Raw genomic sequence first — 22958 nt, 5'->3', positions numbered from 1 at the left:
CAATTGCGCACTGGCAATGTCAACTTTTTTTGATTTTTTGCTCTATAACCTTGCACTGGATCATCTGCTGCCCCGCGACGGTGCAGGCCCGGACCAGTGCACAGACAACAAAAAGGGCCCCTTGCAGGAGCCCTTTTTCAATCACGACAACGGAAGATTACTCTTCGTCGAAGCTACCGGATGCGTTGAGCAGATCCGCCAGATTTTGCTGGGCTTCATCGGCGGTCACCTGGGGCACACCGACAGCACGGGCTGCGGCGGCACGCTGGTTGATCCGGCTGTGGTGGTAGGCAAAGCCGGTACCCGCCGGGATCAGACGACCCACGATCACGTTCTCTTTCAGGCCACGCAGTTCATCACGCTTGCCGCCAACGGCCGCTTCGGTCAGAACCCGGGTGGTCTCCTGGAAGGAGGCCGCGGAGATGAAGGACTCGGTGCTCAGAGACGCCTTGGTAATACCCATCAGGATATGACGGTAGGTAGCCGGGATCTTGCCCTCGGCAACCAGCTTACGGTTGGCAATCTTGACGCGAGCCACTTCAACCTGTTCGCCTTCGATCAGATCGGTATCGCCGGCGCTCAGGATCTCGCACTTGCGCAGCATCTGACGCACGATGACTTCGATGTGCTTGTCGTTGATCTTAACGCCTTGCAGACGGTAAACGTCCTGCACTTCGTTGGCGATGTAGTTGGCGACCGGGCTGATACCGCGCAGACGCAGGATGTCGTGAGCAGACTCAGGGCCGTCCGCCAGCACTTCACCCTTCTCTACTTTTTCACCTTCGAACACGTTCAGGTTACGCCACTTCGGAATCATCTCCTCGTAGACGTCGCCACCATCGGTCGGGGTGATGACCAGACGGCGTTTGCCCTTGGTCTCTTTCCCGAAGGAGATGGTACCGGAGATCTCGGCCAGGATGGCCGGTTCCTTCGGAATACGTGCTTCGAACAGATCCGCAACGCGCGGCAGACCACCGGTGATGTCCTTGGTACCGCCGGATTCCTGCGGGATACGCGCAACCGCGTCACCCACACCCACGTTGGCACCATCTTCCAGGTTGACGATCGCCTTGCCCGGCAGGAAGTACTGGGCGGCGACGTCGGTACCCGGGATCATCACATCCTTGCCGTTCAGGTCGACCAGTTTCACGGTCGGACGCATCTCTTTACCGGCGCTCGGACGCTCGTTGACATCCAGCACGACGATGGAGGAGAGACCGGTCAGCTCGTCGGTCTGACGGGTGATGGTCACGCCATCGATCATGTGTTCGAACTGGAGGCGACCCGCCACTTCGGTGATGATCGGGTGGGTGTGCGGATCCCAGTTCGCCACGGTCTCACCGGCCGTCACGGCCTGACCGTCTTTCACTTCCAACACGGAACCGTAAGGCAGCTTGTGGCTTTCCTTGGTACGGCCCATCTCGTCCATGATGGTCAGTTCGGTAGAACGGGAGGTGATAACCAGCTTGTCTTCGCTGTTGTGAACGAACTTGGCGTTCTGCAGCTTGATGCTACCTGTGTTCTTGACCTGGATGCTGCTCTCGGCAGCGGCACGGGATGCGGCACCACCGATGTGGAAGGTACGCATCGTCAGCTGGGTACCCGGTTCACCGATGGACTGGGCGGCGATAACACCGACAGCCTCACCCTTGTTAACCAGGTGACCACGGGCCAGATCACGGCCGTAGCAGTGAGCACAGTTACCGAAGTCAGTCTCACAGGTGATGGCAGAACGTACCTTCACGCGGTCGACGGAGTTGCGCTCCAGCAGGTCACACAGCTGCTCGTCGAGCAGGGTGTTGCGTGCTACCAGCACTTCGTCTTCGGTGCCCGGCTTGATCACGTCATCGGCCACCACACGGCCCAGCACGCGCTCACGCAGCGGCTCGACCACGTCGCCACCTTCGATCAGCGGAGTCATCCACAGACCTTCGGTCGTGCCGCAATCGTCCTCGGTGATCACCATGTCCTGTGCCACGTCGACCAGACGACGAGTCAGGTAACCGGAGTTCGCCGTCTTCAGTGCGGTATCCGCCAGACCCTTACGAGCACCGTGAGTGGAGATGAAGTACTGCAGTACGTTCAGACCTTCGCGGAAGTTCGCGACGATCGGGGTCTCGATGATGGAGCCATCCGGCTTGGCCATCAGGCCACGCATACCGGCCAGCTGACGGATCTGGGCGGCGGAACCCCGCGCCCCGGAGTCGGCCATCATGAAGATGCTGTTGAACGATGCCTGCTCTTCTTCTTCGCCCAGCGAGTTGACGTTACGCTCCTTGGACAAGTTCTCCATCATGGCCTTGGAGACGCGCTCGTTGGCGCTGGCCCAGATATCGATAACCTTGTTGTAACGCTCGCCCGCGGTCACCAGACCGGACAGGAACTGGTCCTGGATCTCGGCGACTTCGGCTTCGGCTGCCGCAATGATCTCTTTCTTGGCATCCGGGATGACCATGTCATCGATACCAACGGACGCACCGGACAGGGCCGCGTAGTGGAAACCGGTATACATCAGCTGGTCGGCGAAGATAACGGTGTCCTTCAGACCCTGCTTGCGATAGCAGGTGTTCAGCAGACGGGAGATGAGCTTCTTGCCCAGCGCCTTGTTGGATACGGACTTGATCCAGTTCTGCGGATTGGCATCGAGATCGGCCTGCTCGGCGGCAGTCAGCACCTTGGGCTCGTCGATCAGGGCGTATTCCATGCCTTTGGGCAGGATCAGGCTCAGGATCGCACGACCGACTGTGGTGTTCTTCATCTCGGTGTGTTCACGCAGAGAACCGTCTTCCTGACGCAGGTATTCGGTGATGCGTACTTTCACACGAGCATGGAGATCGGCCAGACCGGCGCGATACACTTTCTCGGCTTCTTTCGGGCCGGCCAGCACCATACCTTCGCCCTTGGCGTTGATACGGGCACGGGTCATGTAGTACAGACCCAAGACCACGTCCTGGGAAGGCACGATGATCGGCTCACCGGAGGCAGGCGACAGGATGTTGTTGGTAGACATCATCAGCGCACGCGCTTCCAGCTGGGCTTCCAGGGTCAGCGGTACGTGGACCGCCATCTGGTCACCATCGAAGTCCGCGTTGTACGCAGCACAGACCAGCGGGTGCAGCTGGATGGCCTTGCCTTCGACCAGGGTCGGTTCGAATGCCTGGATACCCAGACGGTGCAGGGTCGGTGCACGGTTCAGCAGCACCGGGTGCTCGCGGATCACTTCGTCCAGGATGTCCCAAACGACGGCTTCCTCGCGCTCCACCATCTTCTTGGCGGCCTTGATGGTGGTCGCCAGACCGCGGGTTTCCAGCTTGCCATAGATGAAGGGCTTGAACAGCTCGAGCGCCATCTTCTTCGGCAGACCGCACTGATGCAGGCGCAGGGTCGGACCAACTGTGATAACGGAACGACCGGAGTAGTCGACACGCTTACCCAGCAGGTTCTGACGGAAACGACCTTGCTTACCCTTGATCATGTCGGCCAGGGATTTCAGCGGGCGCTTGTTGGAACCTGTAATGGCACGACCGCGACGGCCGTTGTCCAGCAAGGCATCGACGGACTCTTGCAGCATGCGCTTTTCGTTGCGCACTATGATGTCCGGCGCAGCCAGGTCCAGCAGACGCTTCAAGCGGTTGTTACGGTTGATCACGCGACGGTACAGATCGTTCAGATCGGAAGTCGCGAAACGGCCGCCGTCCAGCGGTACCAGCGGACGCAGGTCCGGCGGCAGCACGGGCAGCACTGTCATGATCATCCACTCCGGCTTGTTGCCGGACTGCAGGAAGGCTTCCATCAGCTTCAGACGCTTGGTGGTCTTCTTGCGCTTGGTCTCGGAGTTGGTCTGATCCAGCTCCTCACGCATGGTCTTGACTTCACCTTCCAGATCGATGGCGCGCAGCAATGCCAGGATTGCTTCGGCACCCATCTTGGCGTCGAATTCGTCGCCCCACTCTTCCAGTGCGTCCAGATAGTTCTCTTCGGACAGCATCTGGCTGCGCTCGAGGTTGGTCATGCCGGGTTCGATCACCACATAGGATTCGAAATACAGCACGCGCTCGATGTCACGCAGGGTCATGTCCAGCAGCAGACCGATACGGGACGGCAGGGACTTCAGGAACCAGATGTGGGCAGTCGGGCTGGCCAGCTCGATGTGGCCCATGCGCTCGCGACGGACCTTGGTCTGGGTTACTTCCACGCCGCACTTCTCGCAGATCACACCACGGTGTTTCAGGCGCTTGTACTTGCCGCACAGACACTCGTAGTCCTTCACCGGTCCGAAGATACGGGCGCAGAACAGACCATCACGTTCCGGCTTGAAAGTCCGGTAGTTGATGGTCTCAGGCTTTTTGACCTCACCGAATGACCAGGAGCGGATCATGTCAGGAGAGGCCAGACCGATCTTGATACTGTCAAACTCTTCGGTCTTGGTCTGAGCCTTCAAAAACTTGAGTAAGTCTTTCACGTGTTTCCCCTGTCAGGAGTCTAACCTCGGCGCCCCTGCTGCCAAAACAGCGGGGCGCCCACGTCAATTCTCGAACAATAAGAGCGGACTCTTACTCTTCGTCCAGCTCGATGTTGATACCCAGAGAGCGAATTTCCTTCAGCAATACGTTGAAGGATTCGGGCATGCCCGGCTCCATACGGTGGTCGCCATCCACGATGTTCTTGTACATCTTGGTACGGCCGTTCACATCGTCAGACTTGACGGTCAGCATCTCTTGCAGAGTGTATGCCGCACCGTAAGCCTCCAGGGCCCACACTTCCATCTCACCGAACCGCTGACCACCGAACTGCGCCTTACCACCCAGCGGCTGCTGGGTCACCAGGCTGTAGGAACCAGTAGAACGCGCGTGCATCTTGTCGTCTACCAGGTGGTTCAGCTTCAGCATGTACATGTAACCCACGGTGACCTTGCGCTCGAAAGCGTTGCCGGTACGACCGTCGAACAGGGAGATCTGACCGGATTCCGGCAGGTCCGCCAGCTTCAGCAGCGCCTTGATCTCACGCTCTTTGGCGCCGTCGAAGACAGGTGTTGCCACCGGCAGGCCCTTGCGCAGGTTACCAACCAGGGTACGCACGTCGTCGTCAGACAGCTCGGCGATGTTCACTTGCTGGGTGTCCTTCTCGCCCAGGTCATAGACCTTCTGCAAGAATTCACGCATCTCGTGCAGCTCGCGCTGTTCCTTGATCATGCGATCGATCTTCTCGCCGATGCCCTTGGCCGCGAGGCCCAGGTGCACTTCGAGGATCTGACCGATGTTCATCCGGGACGGTACGCCCAGCGGGTTCAGTACGATGTCGACCGGACGGCCAAACTCGTCATGGGGCATGTCCTCGACCGGGCAGATCTTGGAGATAACACCCTTGTTACCGTGACGACCCGCCATCTTGTCACCCGGTTGGATGCGACGCTTGACGGCCAGGTAAACCTTGACGATTTTCAGTACGCCCGGCGCCAGATCATCACCCTGGATGATCTTGCGACGCTTGTTCTCGAACTTCTTGTCGAAGTCGGCGCGCAGCTCGATGTGCTGTTCGGCGATCTGCTCCAGTTCGATTTGCTTGGCTTCATCGTCGATGGCCAGTTCAAACCACTTGGAACGATCGAGCTTGTTCAGACGATCTTCGCTGTAACCGGCGGCCAGCAGCAGGTTGCGAGTACGGCCAAATACGCCGTCTTCCAGGATCTTGAACTCTTCGGTCAAGTCCTTCTTCGCTTCCTTCAGCTGCATCTCTTCGATTTCTTTGGCGCGCTTGTCTTTTTCCACGCCATCGCGGGTAAAGACCTGCACGTCGACCACGGTACCGTACACACCGTTCGGCACACGCAGGGAAGAGTCCTTCACGTCGGACGCCTTCTCGCCGAAGATGGCGCGCAGCAGCTTCTCTTCCGGGGTCAACTGGGTTTCACCTTTCGGGGTGACCTTGCCGACCAGGATGTCGCCGCCCTTCACTTCGGCACCCACGTAGACGATGCCGGACTCGTCCAGTTTGGACAGAGCGGCTTCACCCACGTTCGGGATGTCGGCAGTGATCTCTTCCGGACCCAGCTTGGTGTCACGGGAGATACAGGCCAGTTCCTGGATGTGGATGGTGGTCAGGCGATCTTCCTGAACCACACGCTCGTTCACCAGGATCGAGTCTTCGAAGTTGTAACCGTTCCACGGCATGAACGCGACGCGCATGTTCTGGCCCAGTGCCAGTTCACCGAGATCGGTGGACGGACCATCAGCCAGCACGTCACCGGCCATCACCGGCTCACCCAACATCACGCACGGACGCTGGTTGATACAGGTGTTCTGGTTGGAACGGGTGTACTTGGTCAGGTTGTAGATGTCGATGCCGGCTTCGCCAGGCAGCAGCTCATCTTCGTTGACCTTGATAACGATACGGGAAGCATCGACATAGTCGATCACGCCGCCACGCTTGGCCACCACGGTTACACCGGAGTCAACGGCCACGGCGCGTTCCATACCGGTACCTACCAGCGGCTTGTCGGCACGCAGGGTCGGTACGGCTTGACGCTGCATGTTCGAACCCATCAGGGCTCGGTTCGCATCATCGTGCTCCAGGAAGGGGATCAGGGCCGCTGCCACAGAGACGATCTGTTGCGGGCTCACGTCCATGTACTGGATCTGATCGGCGTTCATAAAGGTGGATTCACCCTTGTGGCGGCACGGGATCAGTTCATCTTTCAGGCGACCATCTTCGCTGACTGCCGCATTGGCCTGAGCGATGACGTACTTGCCTTCTTCGATGGCGGACAGGTAATCCACTTCGTCGGTGATCAGACCGTCGATGACCTTGCGGTACGGAGTCTCGAGGAAACCGTACTCGTTGGTGCGGGAATACACGGACAGCGAGTTGATCAGACCGATGTTCGGACCTTCAGGGGTCTCGATGGGGCACAGACGACCGTAGTGGGTCGGGTGTACGTCTCGGACTTCGAAGCCGGCACGCTCACGGGTCAGACCGCCCGGACCCAGCGCGGAGATACGGCGCTTGTGGGTCACTTCGGACAGCGGGTTGTTCTGGTCCATGAACTGGGACAGCTGGCTGGAACCGAAGAACTCCTTGACCGCGGCGGAGATCGGCTTGGCGTTGATCAGATCCTGCGGCATCAGGGTGTCCAGATCGCCCAGGGAGAGGCGCTCTTTCACCGCACGCTCGACACGGACCAGACCGACACGGAACTGGTTCTCGGCCATTTCACCGACGGAACGGATACGACGGTTACCCAGGTGGTCGATATCGTCCACCTCGTCATTGCCGTTACGGATGTCGATCAGGCGCTTCATGACTTCGACGATGTCGTCTTTGGTCAGGGTGCCCACGCCGGTCTCGTCTTCACGGGACAGACGGCGGTTGAACTTCATCCGACCCACGGTAGACAGGTCGTAACGCTCGGAAGAGAAGAACAGGTTTTCAAACAGCTGCTCTGCCGCTTCACGGGTGGGCGGCTCGCCCGGACGCATCATGCGATAGATCTCGACCAGCGCTTCCAAACGGTTGGAGCTGTTGTCGATACGCAGGGTCTCGGACATGTAGGCACCGTGGTCCAGTTCGTTGGTGAACAGAACCTCGAAGTGCTTGAAGCCGGCTTGGGACAGGTTGGCGATCGCTTCCAGGCTCAGGGCCTGGTTGGCGGTCACGACCATTTCGCCAGTCTGGGGATGTGCGTAGTCCTTGGCTGCAACTTTGCCAACAACATACTCCACCGGCACCTCGATCTGGGTGATGGCGTCTTTTTCCAGCTGACGGATGTGGCGGGCGGTGACACGACGACCGGTTTCGACCACTACGGTGCCATTGGCAACGATGTCGAAGGTCGCGGTTTCGCCACGCAGGCGCTCGGGCACCAGATCCATCATCAACTTGCCATCCTTGACTTCGAAACCTATGGTCTCGAAGAAGGTGGCCAGGATTTCTTCGGAGCTGAAGTCCAGGGCGCGCAGAATGATGGACGCCGGCAATTTACGACGACGGTCGATACGGACAAACAGGTTGTCTTTCGCATCGAACTCGAAGTCCAGCCAGGAGCCACGGTAGGGGATAACGCGGGCGTTATACAGTACCTTACCGGATGAATGTGTTTTGCCTTTATCGTGGTCGAAGAAGACGCCCGGGCTGCGGTGCAGCTGGGAGACGATGACCCGCTCGGTACCATTGATGACAAAGGTGCCGTTTTCGGTCATGAGCGGAATTTCGCCCATGTAAACTTCTTGTTCCTTGATGTCTTTGACGGTGCCGGCAGCTGCTTCACGGTCGTACAGAACCATACGAAGCTTGACACGCAGCGGCGCGGAGTAGGTCACTCCACGGATCTGGCATTCTTTTACGTCAAATACCGGCTCACCCAGGCGATAGCTGACATACTGAAGCTCAGCACTACCGGAGTAACTGGTGATCGGGAAAACGCTACGGAAAGCGGCCTCTAGGCCATATTCACCTTCCGGGTCAGCCTCGATGAACTGCTTGAAGGAGTCCAGCTGAATGGACAACAGATAAGGCGTGTCCAGTACCTGGTCTCGCTTACCGAAGTCCTTACGAATGCGTTTTTTTTCGGTATAAGAGTAAACCATAGGGTTCCTCAGCTCGCTGATAAGTGACCCACTCTGTCCCGCAGGACAGCTCTGTCTCAACACCGTTTTGTGTTGACCGGGCGATAATGCGGCCCGGTTTGCTGGTGCACCGAGAGTCGCAAACGGTGTGAAAATGCTCTCAGTCTACAGCGCAAAAAGGCTGGTGAACAAAAATTCACCAGCCCTAGCCTGTTTTATCAGGCTAATCTACATGAATGCAGATTATTTGATCTCAACAGAAGCACCGGCAGCTTCCAGCTCTTTCTTCAGAGCTTCGGCTTCGTCTTTGGAGATGCCTTCTTTCAGGTTAGCCGGGGCAGCTTCAACCAGATCTTTGGCTTCTTTCAGGCCCAGACCGGTAGCGGCACGAACGGCCTTGATGACGGCAACTTTGTTGGCACCGGCAGCAGTCAGAACTACGTCGAACTCGGTTTTCTCTTCTACTGCTTCAGCAGCCGGACCGGCAGCAACAGCAACAGCGGCAGAAACACCGAACTTCTCTTCCATAGCTTCGATCAGCTCAACAACTTCCATTACGGACATGGAAGCAACGGCTTCGATGATTTGGTCTTTAGTGATAGACATGACAAAAATTCCTGATGTTGAATAAACTCAAACAGCCTAAATAGGTAAGAATCAAGCAGCAGCTTGCTTCTGATCGCGGACAGCAGCGATAGTACGAACCAGCTTGCCAGCAGAGGCTTCCTTCATGGTAGCCATCAACTTCGCAATTGCTTCATCGTAAGTCGGCAGGGTAGCCAGACGATCAATTTGTGCTGCGGCGATAAACTCACCGTTAAAAGCGCCAGCCTTGATTTCGAACTTTTGGTTCGCTTTGGCAAACTCTTTGAACAGACGAGCGGCAGCGCCCGGGTGTTCGTTAGAGAAAGCAATCAAGGTCGGACCGGTCAATACGTCGTTCAGGCACTCGTATTCGGTACCTTCTACCGCGCGACGCAGCAGGGTGTTACGCACAACGCGCATGTACACACCGGCTTCACGAGCGGTTTTACGCAGGACGGTCATCTTGTCGACAGTCACGCCACGGGAATCGGCAACAACTGCGGACAGTGCGCCTTTGGCAGCTTCGTTGACTTCAGCAACAATTGCCTTTTTGTCTTCGAGTCCTAATGCCATTGGCTTAGCTCCTGGATTGAATCTGGGCCACCGAGACCCAGTACTGATACATCCCCCTGTTGCCAGAGGGAACGATGCGGTGGCAGGATTCCAGAAGAGAAAAGTCTTTCTCGCTGGGTTTCCGGCACCGTCTACGCAGGAAATATTAAGGCGTTGCCGCCTCCTGCGGTCTTGGACGGAGGTCGAAACCCCCAACCAATCAAGGCGCAAAATTATAGATTAAATTTTGCGCCTTGTAAAACCCATCAATTAGGCCTGAGCTTCCAGGGAAGCTTGGTCTACGGCAACACCGGCACCCATGGTGGTGGAGATGCTGACTTTCTTGATGAAGATGCCTTTGGCGGAAGAGGGCTTGCCTTTTTTCAGGGCAACCAGCAGCGCTTCCAAGTTTTCTTTCAGCTGAACTTCGTTGAAAGAAACCTTACCCAGAGTGGTATGGATGATACCATTCTTGTCATTGCGGTAACGGACCTGACCGGCTTTGGCGTTCTTGACGGCCTCGGCAACGTTCGGGGTCACGGTACCCACTTTCGGGTTAGGCATCAGGCCACGCGGGCCCAGGATCTGGCCCAGTTGACCAACAACGCGCATGGCATCCGGGGATGCGATCACGACGTCGAAGTTCATCTCGCCTTTCTTGACCAGCTCGGCCAGGTCGTCCATACCAACCAGGTCAGCACCGGCAGCCTTGGCGGCTTCGGCGTTGGCACCCTGGGTGAATACGGCAACGCGAACGTCACGACCGGTACCGTGCGGCAGCACAGTGGCGCCACGAACGTTCTGGTCGGATTTACGAGCGTCGATACCCAGGTTGACAGCGACGTCAACGCTTTCAACGAACTTGGCAGTGGCCAGTTCTTTCAGCAGGGCAATGGCTTCGTTGATGCCGTACTCTTTGGTACCGTCAACTTTTTCGCGAATAACGCGCATACGCTTGGAAATTTTAGCCATTGTCTTAATCCTCCACTACCAGACCCATGGAACGAGCGGAGCCTGCGATGCAACGTACTTTTGCATCCAGATCGGCACCGGTCATGTCCGGCTCTTTGGTCTTGGCGATTTCTTGCAGCTGAGCAACAGTCACCTTACCAACCTTGTCTTTGTTCGGCTTGGCGGAACCAGACTGGATACCAGCGGCTTTCTTCAGCAGGAAGGAAGCGGGCGGGGTCTTGGTTTCGAAGGTGAAGGAACGGTCGCTGTAAACGGTGATCACGACCGGAGTCGGTGAACCTTTTTCCAGCTTCTCTGTACGGGCGTTGAATGCCTTACAGAATTCCATGATGTTGACACCGTGCTGACCCAGGGCCGGACCGACGGGGGGGCTTGGGTTGGCACTGCCAGCTTTAACTTGCAGCTTGATATAAGCTGTGACTTTCTTAGCCATTACAAAAATACCTCAAAAATGGGTTCAAACGCCTCGGAGACTTGCTCCTGCAAACGGCTCCCCAGCTAATAAAGGGGCAGCGAATTATAGAGATAATCGCTGCCCCTGACAACCGTTAAACGTACAGAATTCAATCAGCCCTTTTCGACCTGACCAAAATCCAGCTCGACCGGTGTCGAGCGGCCAAAGATCAGGACGGAGACCTTTACGCGGCTCTTTTCGTAATCCACTTCCTCGACGGTACCGTTGAAATCCGCGAATGGACCATCGGCAACCCGCACCATCTCACCCGGTTCAAACAGAGTCTTCGGACGCGGCTTGTCGTGGGAGTCTTGCAGACGATTGAGGATGGCATCGGCTTCCTTGTCGGAAATCGGCGCCGGGCGGTCGGAAGTGCCACCGATGAAGCCCATGACACGCGGTACGTTACGCACCAGGTGCCAGGTGGTTTCATCCATCAGCATCTGAACCAGCACATAGCCCGGGAAGAACTTGCGCTCGCTCTTGCGCTTCTGGCCGGCACGCATCTCGACCACTTCTTCGGTCGGCACCAGCACTTCGCCAAACATGTCTTCCATGCCATGCATCTTGATATGTTCGCGTAGAGACTTTGCAACCCGGCCTTCATAGCCGGAGAATGCCTGTACGACATACCATCTCATACGTTGTTCACGTTGTTCAGTCATGGCTAATCCTTACACGCCGGTAATCAAGTTGACCAACCAGACCAAGGCGCCGTCCAGAACGAACAGCAGCAAGCCCATGATGGCGGTCACCGCCAGCACAATCAGGGTTGTCTGAATGGCTTCCTGGCGGGTTGGCCATACGACCTTGCGGACTTCCAGGCGAGACTCACGGGCGAAAGCCAGTGTTGCCTTACCCTTGGTGGTTTGCAGGGCTACCGCACCAGCGACAGCAATGACAACGACCACACCCAAGGCGCGGACGGCAGCGGCTACGTCGTGCAGCAGGTAGTTACCCACTACAGCGGCCGCCAGGATAATGAAAACCAGGCCCCAAAGCAGGGTATCCTTGCTTCCGCCCTGATTCTCAGAACTCACATTCATACAACCTACCTGTATCTGACGTTACCAAAGACACAAAAGCCCCGTACGAGACGAGGTGCATGGCAGGGGCGGAGGGATTCGAACCCCCAACCATCGGTTTTGGAGACCGCTGTTCTACCAATTCGAACTACGCCCCTGCATAAGAAAGCCCCTATTATAGGGGCTTTGCTTTATTTATGTAAGCCAAGATTAAGCGATAACTTTGGCTACAACACCAGCACCTACGGTACGGCCACCTTCACGGATGGCGAAACGCAGGCCGTCGTCCATCGCGATCGGTGCGATCAGGGTAACAACCATCTTGATGTTGTCGCCAGGCATGACCATTTCTACGCCTTCCGGCAGTTCGATGGTGCCAGTCACGTCGGTGGTACGGAAGTAGAACTGCGGACGGTAGCCTTTGAAGAACGGGGTGTGACGACCACCTTCTTCTTTGGACAGCACGTACACTTCGGATTCGAACTTGGTGTGCGGCTTGATGGTGCCCGGCTTGGCCAGTACCTGACCACGCTCTACTTCTTCACGCTTCACGCCACGCAGCAGTGCGCCAACGTTCTCACCGGCACGGCCTTCGTCCAGCAGCTTGCGGAACATCTCAACACCGGTACAGGTGGTGGTCACTGTGTCTTTGATACCGACGATTTCTACTGTCTCGCCAACCTTGACGATACCGCGCTCAACACGACCGGTTACTACGGTACCACGGCCAGCGATGGAGAAGACGTCTTCGATAGGCATCAGGAACGGCAGATCGATCGCACGCTCCGGCTCCGGGATGTAGCTGTCCAGGTGGCCAGCCAGTTCCAGGATCTTCTCTTCCCATGCGGCGTCGCCTTCCAGCGCTTTCAGCGCGGAACCGCGAACTACCGGCAGGTCATCACCCGGGAAGTCATACTCGGACAGCAGTTCGCGAACTTCCATCTCGACCAGTTCCAGCAGCTCTTCGTCATCTACCATGTCGCACTTGTTCATGAACACGATGATGTAAGGTACGCCTACCTGGCGGCCCAGCAGGATGTGCTCACGGGTCTGCGGCATCGGGCCGTCAGTCGCGGCTACTACCAGGATTGCGCCGTCCATCTGGGCAGCACCGGTGATCATGTTTTTAACGTAGTCGGCGTGACCCGGGCAATCTACGTGCGCGTAGTGGCGGCTCGGGGTGTCATATTCTACGTGGGAGGTGTTGATGGTGATGCCACGCTCACGCTCTTCCGGGGCCTTGTCGATCTGGTCGAAGGCGAAGGCTTTACCGCCGTAGTGCTTGGCCAGCACGTTGGTGATGGCAGCAGTCAGGGTGGTTTTACCGTGGTCAACGTGGCCGATGGTACCCACGTTAACGTGCGGTTTACTACGCTCAAATTTTTCTTTAGACATGATCGTCCCTCTAAACTAACGCTGAGTACGCGGTGGCAAGCTAACCACAGAACAGTTTATATGATGGATTTGAATTGGGTGGGAAAGAGAGGCTGGTACTGACTGGCCGATTTGAACTGCCGACCTCACCTGAGGTGTGGCTCTCGGCATTGCCTGAGCCATATCAGCATCTTGGAGCGGGCAGCGGGAATCGAACCCGCATCATCAGCTTGGAAGGCTGAGGTAATAGCCATTATACGATGCCCGCATTTCTCTAACCCAAAGCACTCAAACCGCAGAGAAATATGGTGGAGGGAGAAGGATTCGAACCTTCGAAGGCAGAGCCGTCAGATTTACAGTCTGATCCCTTTGGCCACTCGGGAACCCCTCCATACTCGATTGTCACAACGGTAATTCTGCTTGCACCCGTTGTTTTGTCGCTCTTGTCTAGCAAATAGACGACTGACATCTAAGCGTCGCGCATTTTATTGTAAGGTTTTTGGTGATGCAACTGTTGCGCTCGGCAAAATGGTGATTATTGCCGCCATCCCGCCAAAAAACCGGCCCTGGCCGCACGATCCTGACGTGTCCCTTGTCGCTCTCCCCCCCTTGGTGTATGGTCGCCCAGCCCCAGAAACAGTGATGAACCCATGACGACAGAGCACAACCCCTATCTGCAATTTACCCGCGAACAGTGGGCTGTGTTGCGCGATGCAGTCCCCCTGACCCTGACCGAGCCCGCGCTCAAGACCCTGCAGGGCATCAACGAAAAGGTATCGCTGCAGGAGGTGGAAGAGATCTATCTGCCCCTCTCCCGCCTGCTCAATCTCTACGTCAAGGCCAAGCAGCGCCGCAGCCGGGTGCTGGAGCAGTTTCTCGGTCAGTCCCGGGGCAAGGTGCCCTATGTGATCAGCATCGCGGGCAGTGTGGCGGGGGGCAAGAGCACCACGGCCCGCATCATGCAGGCCCTGCTGGAGCGCTGGCCCGAACACCCCAGGGTGGAGCTGGTCACCACGGATGGCTTCCTCTACCCCAACAAGGTGCTGGAAGCGCGCGGTCTGATGCGGCGCAAGGGCTTTCCCGAGTCCTATGACATCCGCCGCCTGGTGGAGTTTGTCGCCGACATCCGCGCCGGACACGAACGGGTCGAGGCTCCCGTTTACTCCCATCTGATTTATGACGTCATCCCCGACGAGACCAAGGTGATCGAGCAGCCGGACATTCTGATCCTGGAGGGGCTCAACGTGCTGCAAAGCGGCATGGATTACCCGCAAGACCCCCACAGGGTCTTCGTCTCGGACTTCGTAGACTTCTCCATCTATGTGGATGCGGATGCCGAGCTGCTGCGCACCTGGTATATCGAGCGCTTCCTCAAGTTTCGCAGCGGCGCCTTCGCCGACCCCGACTCCTACTTCCACCACTATGCCAAGCTGGCAGAGAGCGAGGCGACCCGGATCGCCGGCAATATCTGGCAGGAGATCAACTACCTCAATCTGCAAGAGAACATACTGCCGACCCGGGAGCGGGCCAACCTGATCCTCACCAAGGGGCCAGAGCACGCCATCGAGCAGATCAAGCTGCGTAAATAACGGCAGCAGAGCGCAAACGAAGAGGGGGCCCGCAGGCCCCCTCTTCCGTTATCGGGGGTCTCTTCAATCGCCCCGCCGCAGGGAGAGCTCCCCTCCCAGATAGAATTTGATCCCCTCCTCCGTCTCGAGGCGCAAGGCGCCGCGATCATCTATGCCACGGGCGATGCCCCGGATCTCCTGCTCCCCCATCAGGAGGCGCACCGGCCGGCCGGCGAAGTGATCGAGCCGGTTCCAGGCATCGACGAAACTGGCCAACCCGTGCTGCTCGAAGGTCTGCATCGCCCGCTGCAGATGGACCATCATGCGGGCGGCCAGCTGATTTCTATCCACCAGCTCGGGCTGGATATGGCGCAGCTCGGCCCAGGCCTGATCTATCTTCTCCCCTTCCCGGCTCGGCATCGCCAGGTTGAGGCCGACCCCGATCACCAGGTGGCAGCTGGCGCCCGCGCTGCCGCTCATCTCCACCAGGATCCCGGCCAGCTTGCGCCCTTCATAGTAGAGATCGTTCGGCCACTTCAGCTCCACCCCGGGATAGCCGAGGGATTCGAGCGCCTCGACCACGGCCACCCCCACCGCCAGGCTCAACCCCATGGCGGCGGCCATGCCCTGCTCGAGCCGCCAGTACATGCTGAGCAGCAGCTGGCAACCGAATGGCGAGACCCAGGGCTTGCCCCGTCGTCCCCGCCCTGCGGTCTGGCATTCGGCCAGGCAGCACTCGCCGGGTTGCAGCCGGGCGACCCGCTCCAGCAGATACTGGTTGGTGGAATCGATCACCGGGAAGCTGTGGATGGGGGCCAGGGGCGCCAGACTCTGCAGCAGCTCCCGATCGTAGAGCGCGAGGGGGAAGGCGAGGCGATACCCCTTGCCGGTCAGGCTGAACAGGTCCAGCCCCAGCTCCTTGAGGGCCGCCATGTGTTTGCTCACCGCCGCCCGGCTGATGCCGAGCTGCTCGCCGAGCTGCTCGCCCGAGTGAAACTGGCCGTCGCTGAGCAGGCCGATCAGGGTCTGGCGAATGGGGGTCAGGCTCATGCCAGCACCTCGTCGAGCCAAGTCTCGCCACGGGCCCCCATGAAGCGCACCTCGTGCTCGAGCAGGACCCCGAAACGCTGCTGCACCGCATCGCGCACATGGGCGGCCAGGGCGATCAGCTCTGCGGCCGTCGCGCCGCCGCGGTTGACCAGCACCAGGGCCTGCTGCCCATGGACCTGGGCGCCGCCGATGGCGAACCCCTTGAGGCCACACTGATCGATGAGCCAGCCCGCCGCCAGCTTGGCCTGCCCCTCCCCGGCCGGATAGATGGGCAGCGTCGGCCATCGCTCCTTGAGCAGCTCGGCCCGAGCCGCGGACACCAGAGGATTCTTGAAGAAGCTGCCGGCATTGCCGAGCACGGCCGGATCCGGCAGCTTGGCCATGCGGGTGGCGCAGACGGTCTCGAAGATGGCCTGAGGGGTGGGCGCCGCCAGGGCGCCCAGGGGGCCATAGCCGAGCACGGGCTGCCAGGCCTTGGGAAGCGCCAGCCCCACCGCGGTGATCAGGTGACTCTCCTGATAGTCGTGCTTGAAGATACTGTCCCGGTAGCCGAAACGGCACGCCTCGACCGGGATCCGCTCCTGCTGGCCGCTATGCCAGTTGAAGGTGTCCACATGGCGACAGAAGGAGGCCAGTTCCACCCCGTAGGCCCCTATGTTCTGCACCGGGGCGGCGCCCACCGTGCCCGGGATCAGCGCCAGGTTCTCCAGCCCGGGCATCCCCTGGGCCAGGGTGTGGCAGACCAGCTCATGCCAGAATTCGCCGGCAGCCACCTGCAGCAGCCAGTGATCCCCGCCATCCTCCACCTGGATGCCCCGCAGGCGATTGTGGATCACCAGCCCCTCGAAATCGCAGGTAAACAGCAGATTGCTGCCCCCGCCCAGGATGAGGCGTGGCTGGCCCTGCCACTCGGGGGTGGCCACCAGGGAGGGCAGCTCGTCCAACCGGGTGAGTTCGGCCAGCCAGCGGCAGCGGGCCGCGAGGGAGAAGGTATTGAGGGCCGACAAGTCGGCGTGAGCGGTGAGTTTCATCTGCGGGTCCCGGCAATGACAGGGCGCCAGTCTACCTCAACTCGGTTCGCGGCGAGAAATCCCGCGGGCTACCAGACCCCCCTTCGCCTCCGAGCGGGCCTGGTGATGTCGATCTGCCCCCCCGGCAGAGCGGGTTCCCTTTGCGGACTCACTCGGCTGGTTTAGAGTAACAGGCTCGCTCTGCGGAAGGACAACTGATGAACAACCAATTTGCCGTGATCGGACTGGGGCTGTTTGGCACCGCCCTGTGTGAAGAGCTGGAGCGTCAGGACGCCGAGGTCCTGGCCATCGACATCGATGAGGTGAGGACCCGCCAGGTGGCCACCTTCTGCAGCCATGTGATAGTGGCGGACGCCACCGACGAGAACACGGTTGCCGAACTGGGCCTGGCCGAGTTTGACATCGTCTTCGTCGCCATCGGCAACAGCCTGGAGACCAGCATACTCACCACCCTCGTCTTGAAGGAGGCGGGGGTGAAGAAGGTGTGGGTCAAGGCCCGCGACAAGTTCCACGCCAAGATCCTGAAGAAGGTCGGGGCCGACAAGGTGATCAATCCCGAGTGGGACATGGGCCGCCGCGTCGCCCAGAGCATGTTCGACACCCGGCTGGTCGACTACCTGGAGCTGGGGCACGACATGGTGCTGACCGAATTCGTGATCGGTCTGCAACTCAACGATCGCACCCTGGCCGACCTGGATCTGCTGCAACAGACCGAGTTTCAGCTGCTGGCGATCAAGCGGGGGCAGACCCTCCATAACGTGCTGACCGGCACCCTGACCCTGGCCCTCGGCGACATCCTGATCCTGGCGGGCAACAAGCATGCCATCGACCGCTGGCTGGACAAGCAATGAGTTCCCTGTGGCGTGACACCTACGCCTTCGCCATCCGTCCGGATAACGCCTCCCGCTGGAGCGAGCCCAAGCTCATCCTCGGCAGCTTCCTGGCCATACTGGCGCTGGGCACCCTGTTTCTGGCCCAGCCCTCCAGCCACCATGGCGAGGTGAGCTTCATCAACGCCCTGTTCACCGCCACCTCGGCCATCAGCGTGACCGGGCTGGGGGTGGTGGACACCGGCAGTGCCTTCACCCTGCAGGGGCAGCTGTTCCTGCTGGTGCTGATGGAAATTGGTGGCCTGGGGCAGATGACCATGACGGTGCTGTTGCTGGCCCTGCTCAGCAAGCGGGTCGGGCTGCGCCAGCAGGTGCTCGCCAAGGAGGCCCTGGGTCAGGAGGGGTCGATCAACATAGTGCGCCTGGTCAAGCGCATCATAGTGTTCGCCTTGCTGGCCCAGTTGATCGGCGCCGCCATCATGGCGCTGCGCTGGGTGCCCGAGCTGGGGTGGCATCATGGTCTCTACGTCAGCTTCTTCCACGCCGCCTCGGCCTTCAACAACGCCGGTTTCTCGCTGTTTGCCAACAACCTCATGGACTACCGGGACGACCCCCTCATCAGCCTGACCATCTGCGCCCTGCTGATCCTGGGGGGCATCGGCTTCACCGTCATCATGGACCTGGTGCGCACCCGCAAATTTCGCAGGCTCAAGCTCCACAGCAAGCTGATGCTGGTGATGACCCCGGCCCTGTTGCTGGTCGGCACCCTGATGTTCTGGTTGCTGGAGCGCGGCAACCCGGGCACCCTGGGCGGCCTTACCCCGGGCCAGCAGTGGCTGGCCGCCTTCTTTCAGTCCGCCAGCGCCCGCACCGCCGGCTTCAATACGGTGGATCTGGGTCAGTTCGGCCCACCCGCCCTGCTGTTCATGATGATGCTGATGTTCATCGGCGCGGGGACCACCTCCACCGGGGGCGGCATCAAGGTGACCACCTTCGCCGTGGTGATACTGGCGACTCGCGCCTTCCTCACCAAGCGGCCCCATGTCACCGCCTTCGATCGCACCATAGCGCCCCAGGTGGTGACCCGGTCCCTCGCCATCATCATCGTCAGCGCCATGGTGCTGATGCTGGCCATGTTCCTGCTGATGGTGACCGAGGATCTGCCGTTCGATCGCATCATGTTCGAGACCATCTCGGCCTTCGCCACCGTGGGACTCAGCACCGGGATCACGACCCAGCTCAGCGAGCCGGGCAAGCTGATCCTGGTGCTGGTGATGATCTGTGGCCGTCTCGGCCCCCTGACCCTGGCTTTCATGCTGGCCAGGCCGAGCGAGACCCGCATCCGTTATCCGGAAGAGAACGTGCACACCGGCTGACCGTCGGCCGCATGAAAACACCGCAATACCAGCGGGGCCCTCGGGCCCCGCTGGTATTGCGCTTTGACCTGTGGTCCCTCAGGCCGCCTTCCCCTTGCCGGCCCTGCGCGGCGCACCGCGCCCTGTCGACGAGGTGGCGGAACCGGGTTTGGCGCCGGGCTTCCTGCCCCGCCCCGCCCCGGCCGACTTGCGTTTCGGGAAGGAGCGACGCCCGGCGCTCTCCTTGGGCAGGCCGCCGAAATCGGCCCCTGAGCTGTGGCGAGCCCCCTCAATCAGGCCATTGAGCTGCTCGGTGAGCGGCCCCATGAAGTGCTGGTAACTGCCATGACGCTCGGCAATCTGTCCCAGGCTCTGCTCCCACAGCGCCGTCATGTCCGGGGTGGTGGCACTCTCGGGCAGGGCCTGTATCAGGGCACGGCCGGTCGGGGTCGCCTTGATGCTCTTGCCCTGGCGATGCAGAAACTGACGCTTGAACAACAAGTCGATGATGCCGGCCCGGGTCGCCTCCGTGCCCAGGCCATCCGTCTCTCTGAGCGTCTTGCGGATCTCGGGATCCTGTACGAAGCGGGCGATCCCCGTCATGGCGGCCAGCAGGCTGGCATCGGTGAAGGCCTTGGGGGCCTGGGTCATCTTCTCCAGCAGCTCGCCCCGCTCGCAGAGCAGCTGCTCCCCCTGTTTCAGGGCAGGCAGGGTGCCGGCCTTCTCGTCGTCGTCCTCTTCTTCCACCCCGAGCAGCGCCTTCCAGCCCGCCTTGACGATGCGTCTGGCCTTGGCCTGAAACAGGCCCCCCTCGATGCGCAGCAGCACCCGGCTGTCGTTGTATTCGAACATGGGATAGAACTGCAGCAGATATTGGCGCGCCACCAGGCCGTAGATCTTGCTCTCATCCGCCGACAGGGTGGCGCCGTTGCCCTGTTTCTCGGTCGGGATGATGGCGTGATGGGCGTCCACCTTGCTGTCGTTCCACGCCTTGCTGCGCAGGCTGCCATCCGCCTCGCTCACCGCCCTGGCCAGCGCCGGTGCCGTGGCGGCAATGGCATCGCGCACCCGGGGGGCCCGGCCGAGGTGATCCCCGGGCAGGTGCCGGCTGTCGGATCTGGGATAGGTGATGAGCTTGTGGCGCTCGTAGAGGCTCTGGCAGATATCCAGCACCCGCTTGGCATCCATGCCGAACCGCTTGGCGGCATCGATCTGCAGGCTGGAGAGGTTGTAGGGCAGCGGCGGCGCCTGCTTGCGGGCCTGCTCCTCCACCTCCTCGACCCGTGCGGCCTTGCCCGCGATGCGATTGACCACGTTCTCGGCCAGGGCGCGCCTGAGCACCCGCCCCTCCTCGTCCTGCCAGGGCTGGCAGGCCTCTGACGGCAGCCACTTGGCGCAGAAGTGCTCATTGCCCGCGGTCACCACATGGGCCAGCACCTCATAGAAGGGTTTGGGGACGAAGGCCTCTATCTCGCGATCACGGCGCACCACCAGGCCGAGCAGGGGAGTCTGCACCCGGCCGACCGAGAGCAGGGTGCTGCAACCAGCCTTGCGCCCCAGCAGGGTATAGGCCCGGGTCATGTTGATGCCATAGAGCCAGTCGGCGCGGCTGCGGGCCAGGGCCGACACCGCCAGCGGCACGAACTCCTTGTTGTCGCGCAAGCCGTCGAGGGCGCGGCGCACCGCCGGGGGGTTGAGATCGCTGATGAGACAGCGCTGCACCGGCCTGGACTTGGGGTAGCCGAGAAAGTCGATCACCTCGTCCACCAGCAGCTGCCCCTCCCTGTCCGGGTCGCCGGCATTGACCACGCAATCGGCCCGCTTGATGAGCCCCTTGATGACATTGAGCTGGCTGCGGGTCTTGGGCTTGGCCACCAGTTGCCACTGGGCCGGGATGATGGGCAGCTGCTCCATGCGCCACTGCTTGTAGGCGGCGTCGTAGGCATCGGGCTCGGCCTGCTCCAGCAGATGGCCGATGCACCAGGTCACCACATCTCCCTGGGCCGTTTCGATGTAGCCCTCCCCCTTCTTGTGAGGCTTGGGTAGCACATCGGCGATGGCACGCCCCAGGCTGGGTTTTTCCGCGATGAAGAGTCGCATGGCTGACACACCTGAATACTGTATATGTAGCCAGTATACCCAGTCGACCGACAAAGCCCAAGCCGGCACCGACCGATGCGACTCGTCGTGACCCAGCCCGGGCAGCTTGGACTAAGCTGCTGAAGATCGCCCGCTCCCCATGGGGCCAGAGGCCGCCGCCAGGCCCCCGGATCGGGTCCCCTGCAGTATCCGGCCTTACCACGATTGGGACTCATTCGTGGAAAAACCACGAGATTATTTTATGCTATGCAGGAAAACGCAGAAAAATGACGGCTTTTGGGTTTTGCAATGATGGGTGTCAAGCTTTGATCTGGCGCCACCTACTACCATATAGGTAATACTCACCTAGGAACTGCCACCATGCTTGGATCCCTCTTCAAGAAGACCTGGTTCTGGCTCCTGCTGCTCGGGGCCCTGCTGGGCGTCGCGGCACTGGGCGTCACCGCCACCATACTGCACAAGACCAGCTCCACCGAGTTCTGCGTCTCCTGCCACTCCATGCAGACCCCGCTCGCCGAGTACCAGGGCAGCGTCCACTTCCAGAATCCCAGGGGCATAAGGGCCGAGTGCGCCGACTGCCACATCCCGGGGGACCCCACCTCCTACCTCTGGACCAAGATCCGCGCCGTGAAGGACATCTATCACGAGGCGATCGGCACCCTGGATACGCCGCAGAAGTATCAGGATCGCAAGCTGCTGATGGCTCAACATGTCTGGGACGAGCTCAAGGCCAATGACTCGGCCACCTGCCGCAGCTGTCACAGCTATGAGGCGATGGACGTGCTGGCCCAGCGCCCCAATGCCCGCGCCGAACACCCGGTCGCCATCAAGGAGGGGCAGACCTGCATCGACTGCCACCGCGGCGTCGCCCACATCATGCCGGACATGAGCGGTCTGGCCGCCGCCGGGGCGAGCGAGCTGGCCCAGGCCGCCGCCAAGACGCCGGCCAGTGTCACCACCCGTTACGCCATCGCCACCACGCCGCTGTTTCTGGATGCCAAGACAGACGCCAACCAGGGCAACCTGATGCCTTCCACCCGGGTCGAGATCCTCGGCAATGACAATGGCCGGGCCCGAGTCGAGATCGCCGGCTGGCAGCAAGATGGCGTCACCGATGTCTTCTATGCCGCCCCCGGCAAACGCATCCTGAGCGCGCTGCTCGGCGACGAGGCCAAGCAACAGCTGGTCACGGGGGCGAGCGAGACGGATGCCAGCACCAAGCTCACCTGGCATCAGGTCAAGCTGACCGCCTGGGTCGACGAGACACAGCTGATCGGCGACCAGGAGAAGCTGTGGCAATACGCCTCCTCCCTGATGTCCGCCAACTGCACCGGCTGCCATGGCCTGACCGCCCTGGATCACTTCAATGCAAACCAGTGGATCGGCGTCATCAAGGGCATGGAACCGCGTACCTCCCTCACCCCGGAGCAGGCGCGCATGCTGACCCAGTACGTGCAAAAACACGCCAGTGACACGAATTCGGCTCTCTGAGGCAGGACAC

16 protein-coding genes and 3 tRNA genes are annotated in these 22958 nt (G+C 60.1%); 4 read left to right on the top strand and 15 right to left on the bottom strand.

The features are described 5' to 3' along the window. Positions 1–157 precede the first annotated feature (157 nt). From rpoC to ACLHZ1_RS05300, 12 genes are all read right to left on the bottom strand, one after another. Positions 158–4462, bottom strand: a complete 4305-nt coding sequence (gene rpoC / locus ACLHZ1_RS05355; RefSeq protein WP_427261264.1) for a DNA-directed RNA polymerase subunit beta' — start codon at positions 4460–4462, stop codon at positions 158–160. A gap of 91 nt (positions 4463–4553) precedes the next feature. Further along, positions 4554–8582 (bottom strand): DNA-directed RNA polymerase subunit beta, encoded by a 4029-nt coding sequence (gene rpoB / locus ACLHZ1_RS05350; protein ID WP_408795953.1) that lies wholly within the window; start codon positions 8580–8582, stop codon positions 4554–4556. Between the two features lie 222 nt (positions 8583–8804). After that, positions 8805–9167, bottom strand: a complete 363-nt coding sequence (rplL, locus tag ACLHZ1_RS05345; protein ID WP_408795954.1) for a 50S ribosomal protein L7/L12 — start codon at positions 9165–9167, stop codon at positions 8805–8807. Positions 9168–9218: 51 nt separating this feature from the next. Beyond that, on the bottom strand, positions 9219–9719 hold the full coding sequence (rplJ, locus tag ACLHZ1_RS05340; RefSeq protein WP_041997855.1) for a 50S ribosomal protein L10: 501 nt from the start codon (positions 9717–9719) through the stop codon (positions 9219–9221). A gap of 249 nt (positions 9720–9968) precedes the next feature. Next, entirely contained in the window at positions 9969–10670 is a 702-nt protein-coding gene (gene rplA / locus ACLHZ1_RS05335) for a 50S ribosomal protein L1 (protein WP_408795955.1), read from the bottom strand. A gap of 4 nt (positions 10671–10674) precedes the next feature. Continuing rightward, positions 10675–11103, bottom strand: coding sequence for a 50S ribosomal protein L11 (gene rplK / locus ACLHZ1_RS05330; RefSeq protein ID WP_016352267.1), 429 nt, complete (start codon positions 11101–11103; stop codon positions 10675–10677). Positions 11104–11237: 134 nt separating this feature from the next. After that, on the bottom strand, positions 11238–11789 hold the full coding sequence (gene nusG / locus ACLHZ1_RS05325) for a transcription termination/antitermination protein NusG (protein WP_041997860.1): 552 nt from the start codon (positions 11787–11789) through the stop codon (positions 11238–11240). A 9-nt stretch (positions 11790–11798) separates the two neighbouring features. Further along, positions 11799–12170 (bottom strand): preprotein translocase subunit SecE, encoded by a 372-nt coding sequence (gene secE / locus ACLHZ1_RS05320; RefSeq protein ID WP_427261263.1) that lies wholly within the window; start codon positions 12168–12170, stop codon positions 11799–11801. 60 nt (positions 12171–12230) lie between these two features. After that, positions 12231–12307 (bottom strand) — tRNA-Trp (locus ACLHZ1_RS05315). A 52-nt stretch (positions 12308–12359) separates the two neighbouring features. After that, entirely contained in the window at positions 12360–13544 is a 1185-nt protein-coding gene (gene tuf / locus ACLHZ1_RS05310) for an elongation factor Tu (protein WP_427261262.1), read from the bottom strand. A gap of 172 nt (positions 13545–13716) precedes the next feature. Continuing rightward, positions 13717–13791, bottom strand: a tRNA-Gly gene (locus ACLHZ1_RS05305). 38 nt (positions 13792–13829) lie between these two features. Continuing rightward, positions 13830–13914: transfer RNA gene (locus ACLHZ1_RS05300), tRNA-Tyr, on the bottom strand. Between the two features lie 259 nt (positions 13915–14173). On the opposite strand from ACLHZ1_RS05300, the gene coaA reads away from it, so the two are divergent. Then, the gene (coaA, locus tag ACLHZ1_RS05295) at positions 14174–15112 is read left to right on the top strand and encodes a type I pantothenate kinase (RefSeq protein ID WP_408795957.1); all 939 of its coding nucleotides are present in this window, start codon (positions 14174–14176) and stop codon (positions 15110–15112) included. Between the two features lie 63 nt (positions 15113–15175). Here the strand turns inward: coaA and birA are convergent, their stop codons facing one another. Together birA and murB are read right to left on the bottom strand one after the other, a co-directional pair. Beyond that, on the bottom strand, positions 15176–16141 hold the full coding sequence (gene birA, locus ACLHZ1_RS05290) for a bifunctional biotin--[acetyl-CoA-carboxylase] ligase/biotin operon repressor BirA (protein ID WP_427261261.1): 966 nt from the start codon (positions 16139–16141) through the stop codon (positions 15176–15178). Next, positions 16138–17172, bottom strand: a complete 1035-nt coding sequence (gene murB / locus ACLHZ1_RS05285) for a UDP-N-acetylmuramate dehydrogenase (protein WP_427261260.1) — start codon at positions 17170–17172, stop codon at positions 16138–16140. The genes birA and murB overlap by 4 nt, the downstream gene beginning before the upstream one ends. A gap of 197 nt (positions 17173–17369) precedes the next feature. On the opposite strand from murB, the gene ACLHZ1_RS05280 reads away from it, so the two are divergent. Together ACLHZ1_RS05280 and ACLHZ1_RS05275 are read left to right on the top strand one after the other, a co-directional pair. Next, positions 17370–18023 carry a potassium channel family protein gene (locus ACLHZ1_RS05280; protein WP_427261259.1) on the top strand — a complete coding sequence of 218 codons (654 nt, stop codon included), beginning with the start codon at positions 17370–17372 and terminating at the stop codon, positions 18021–18023. Next, positions 18020–19378 carry a TrkH family potassium uptake protein gene (locus ACLHZ1_RS05275; RefSeq protein ID WP_427261258.1) on the top strand — a complete coding sequence of 453 codons (1359 nt, stop codon included), beginning with the start codon at positions 18020–18022 and terminating at the stop codon, positions 19376–19378. Before ACLHZ1_RS05280 ends, ACLHZ1_RS05275 begins: the two co-directional genes overlap by 4 nt. Positions 19379–19456: 78 nt before the next feature. Here ACLHZ1_RS05275 and ACLHZ1_RS05270 read toward each other — a convergent pair whose 3' ends face one another. Then, complete coding sequence (locus ACLHZ1_RS05270) at positions 19457–21457, bottom strand: DNA topoisomerase III (protein ID WP_427261257.1); 2001 nt, start codon at positions 21455–21457, stop codon at positions 19457–19459. Positions 21458–21817: 360 nt separating this feature from the next. Between ACLHZ1_RS05270 and ACLHZ1_RS05265 the strand changes: the two genes are divergently transcribed. Then, positions 21818–22948 (top strand): NapC/NirT family cytochrome c, encoded by a 1131-nt coding sequence (locus ACLHZ1_RS05265; protein WP_427261256.1) that lies wholly within the window; start codon positions 21818–21820, stop codon positions 22946–22948. Positions 22949–22958 lie beyond the last annotated feature (10 nt).

The organism is Aeromonas sobria (genome assembly GCF_050266975.1).
GTDB classification, from domain to species: Bacteria; Pseudomonadota; Gammaproteobacteria; order Enterobacterales; family Aeromonadaceae; genus Aeromonas; species Aeromonas sobria_B.
This window is presented reverse-complemented; position numbering and strand designations above follow the sequence as displayed.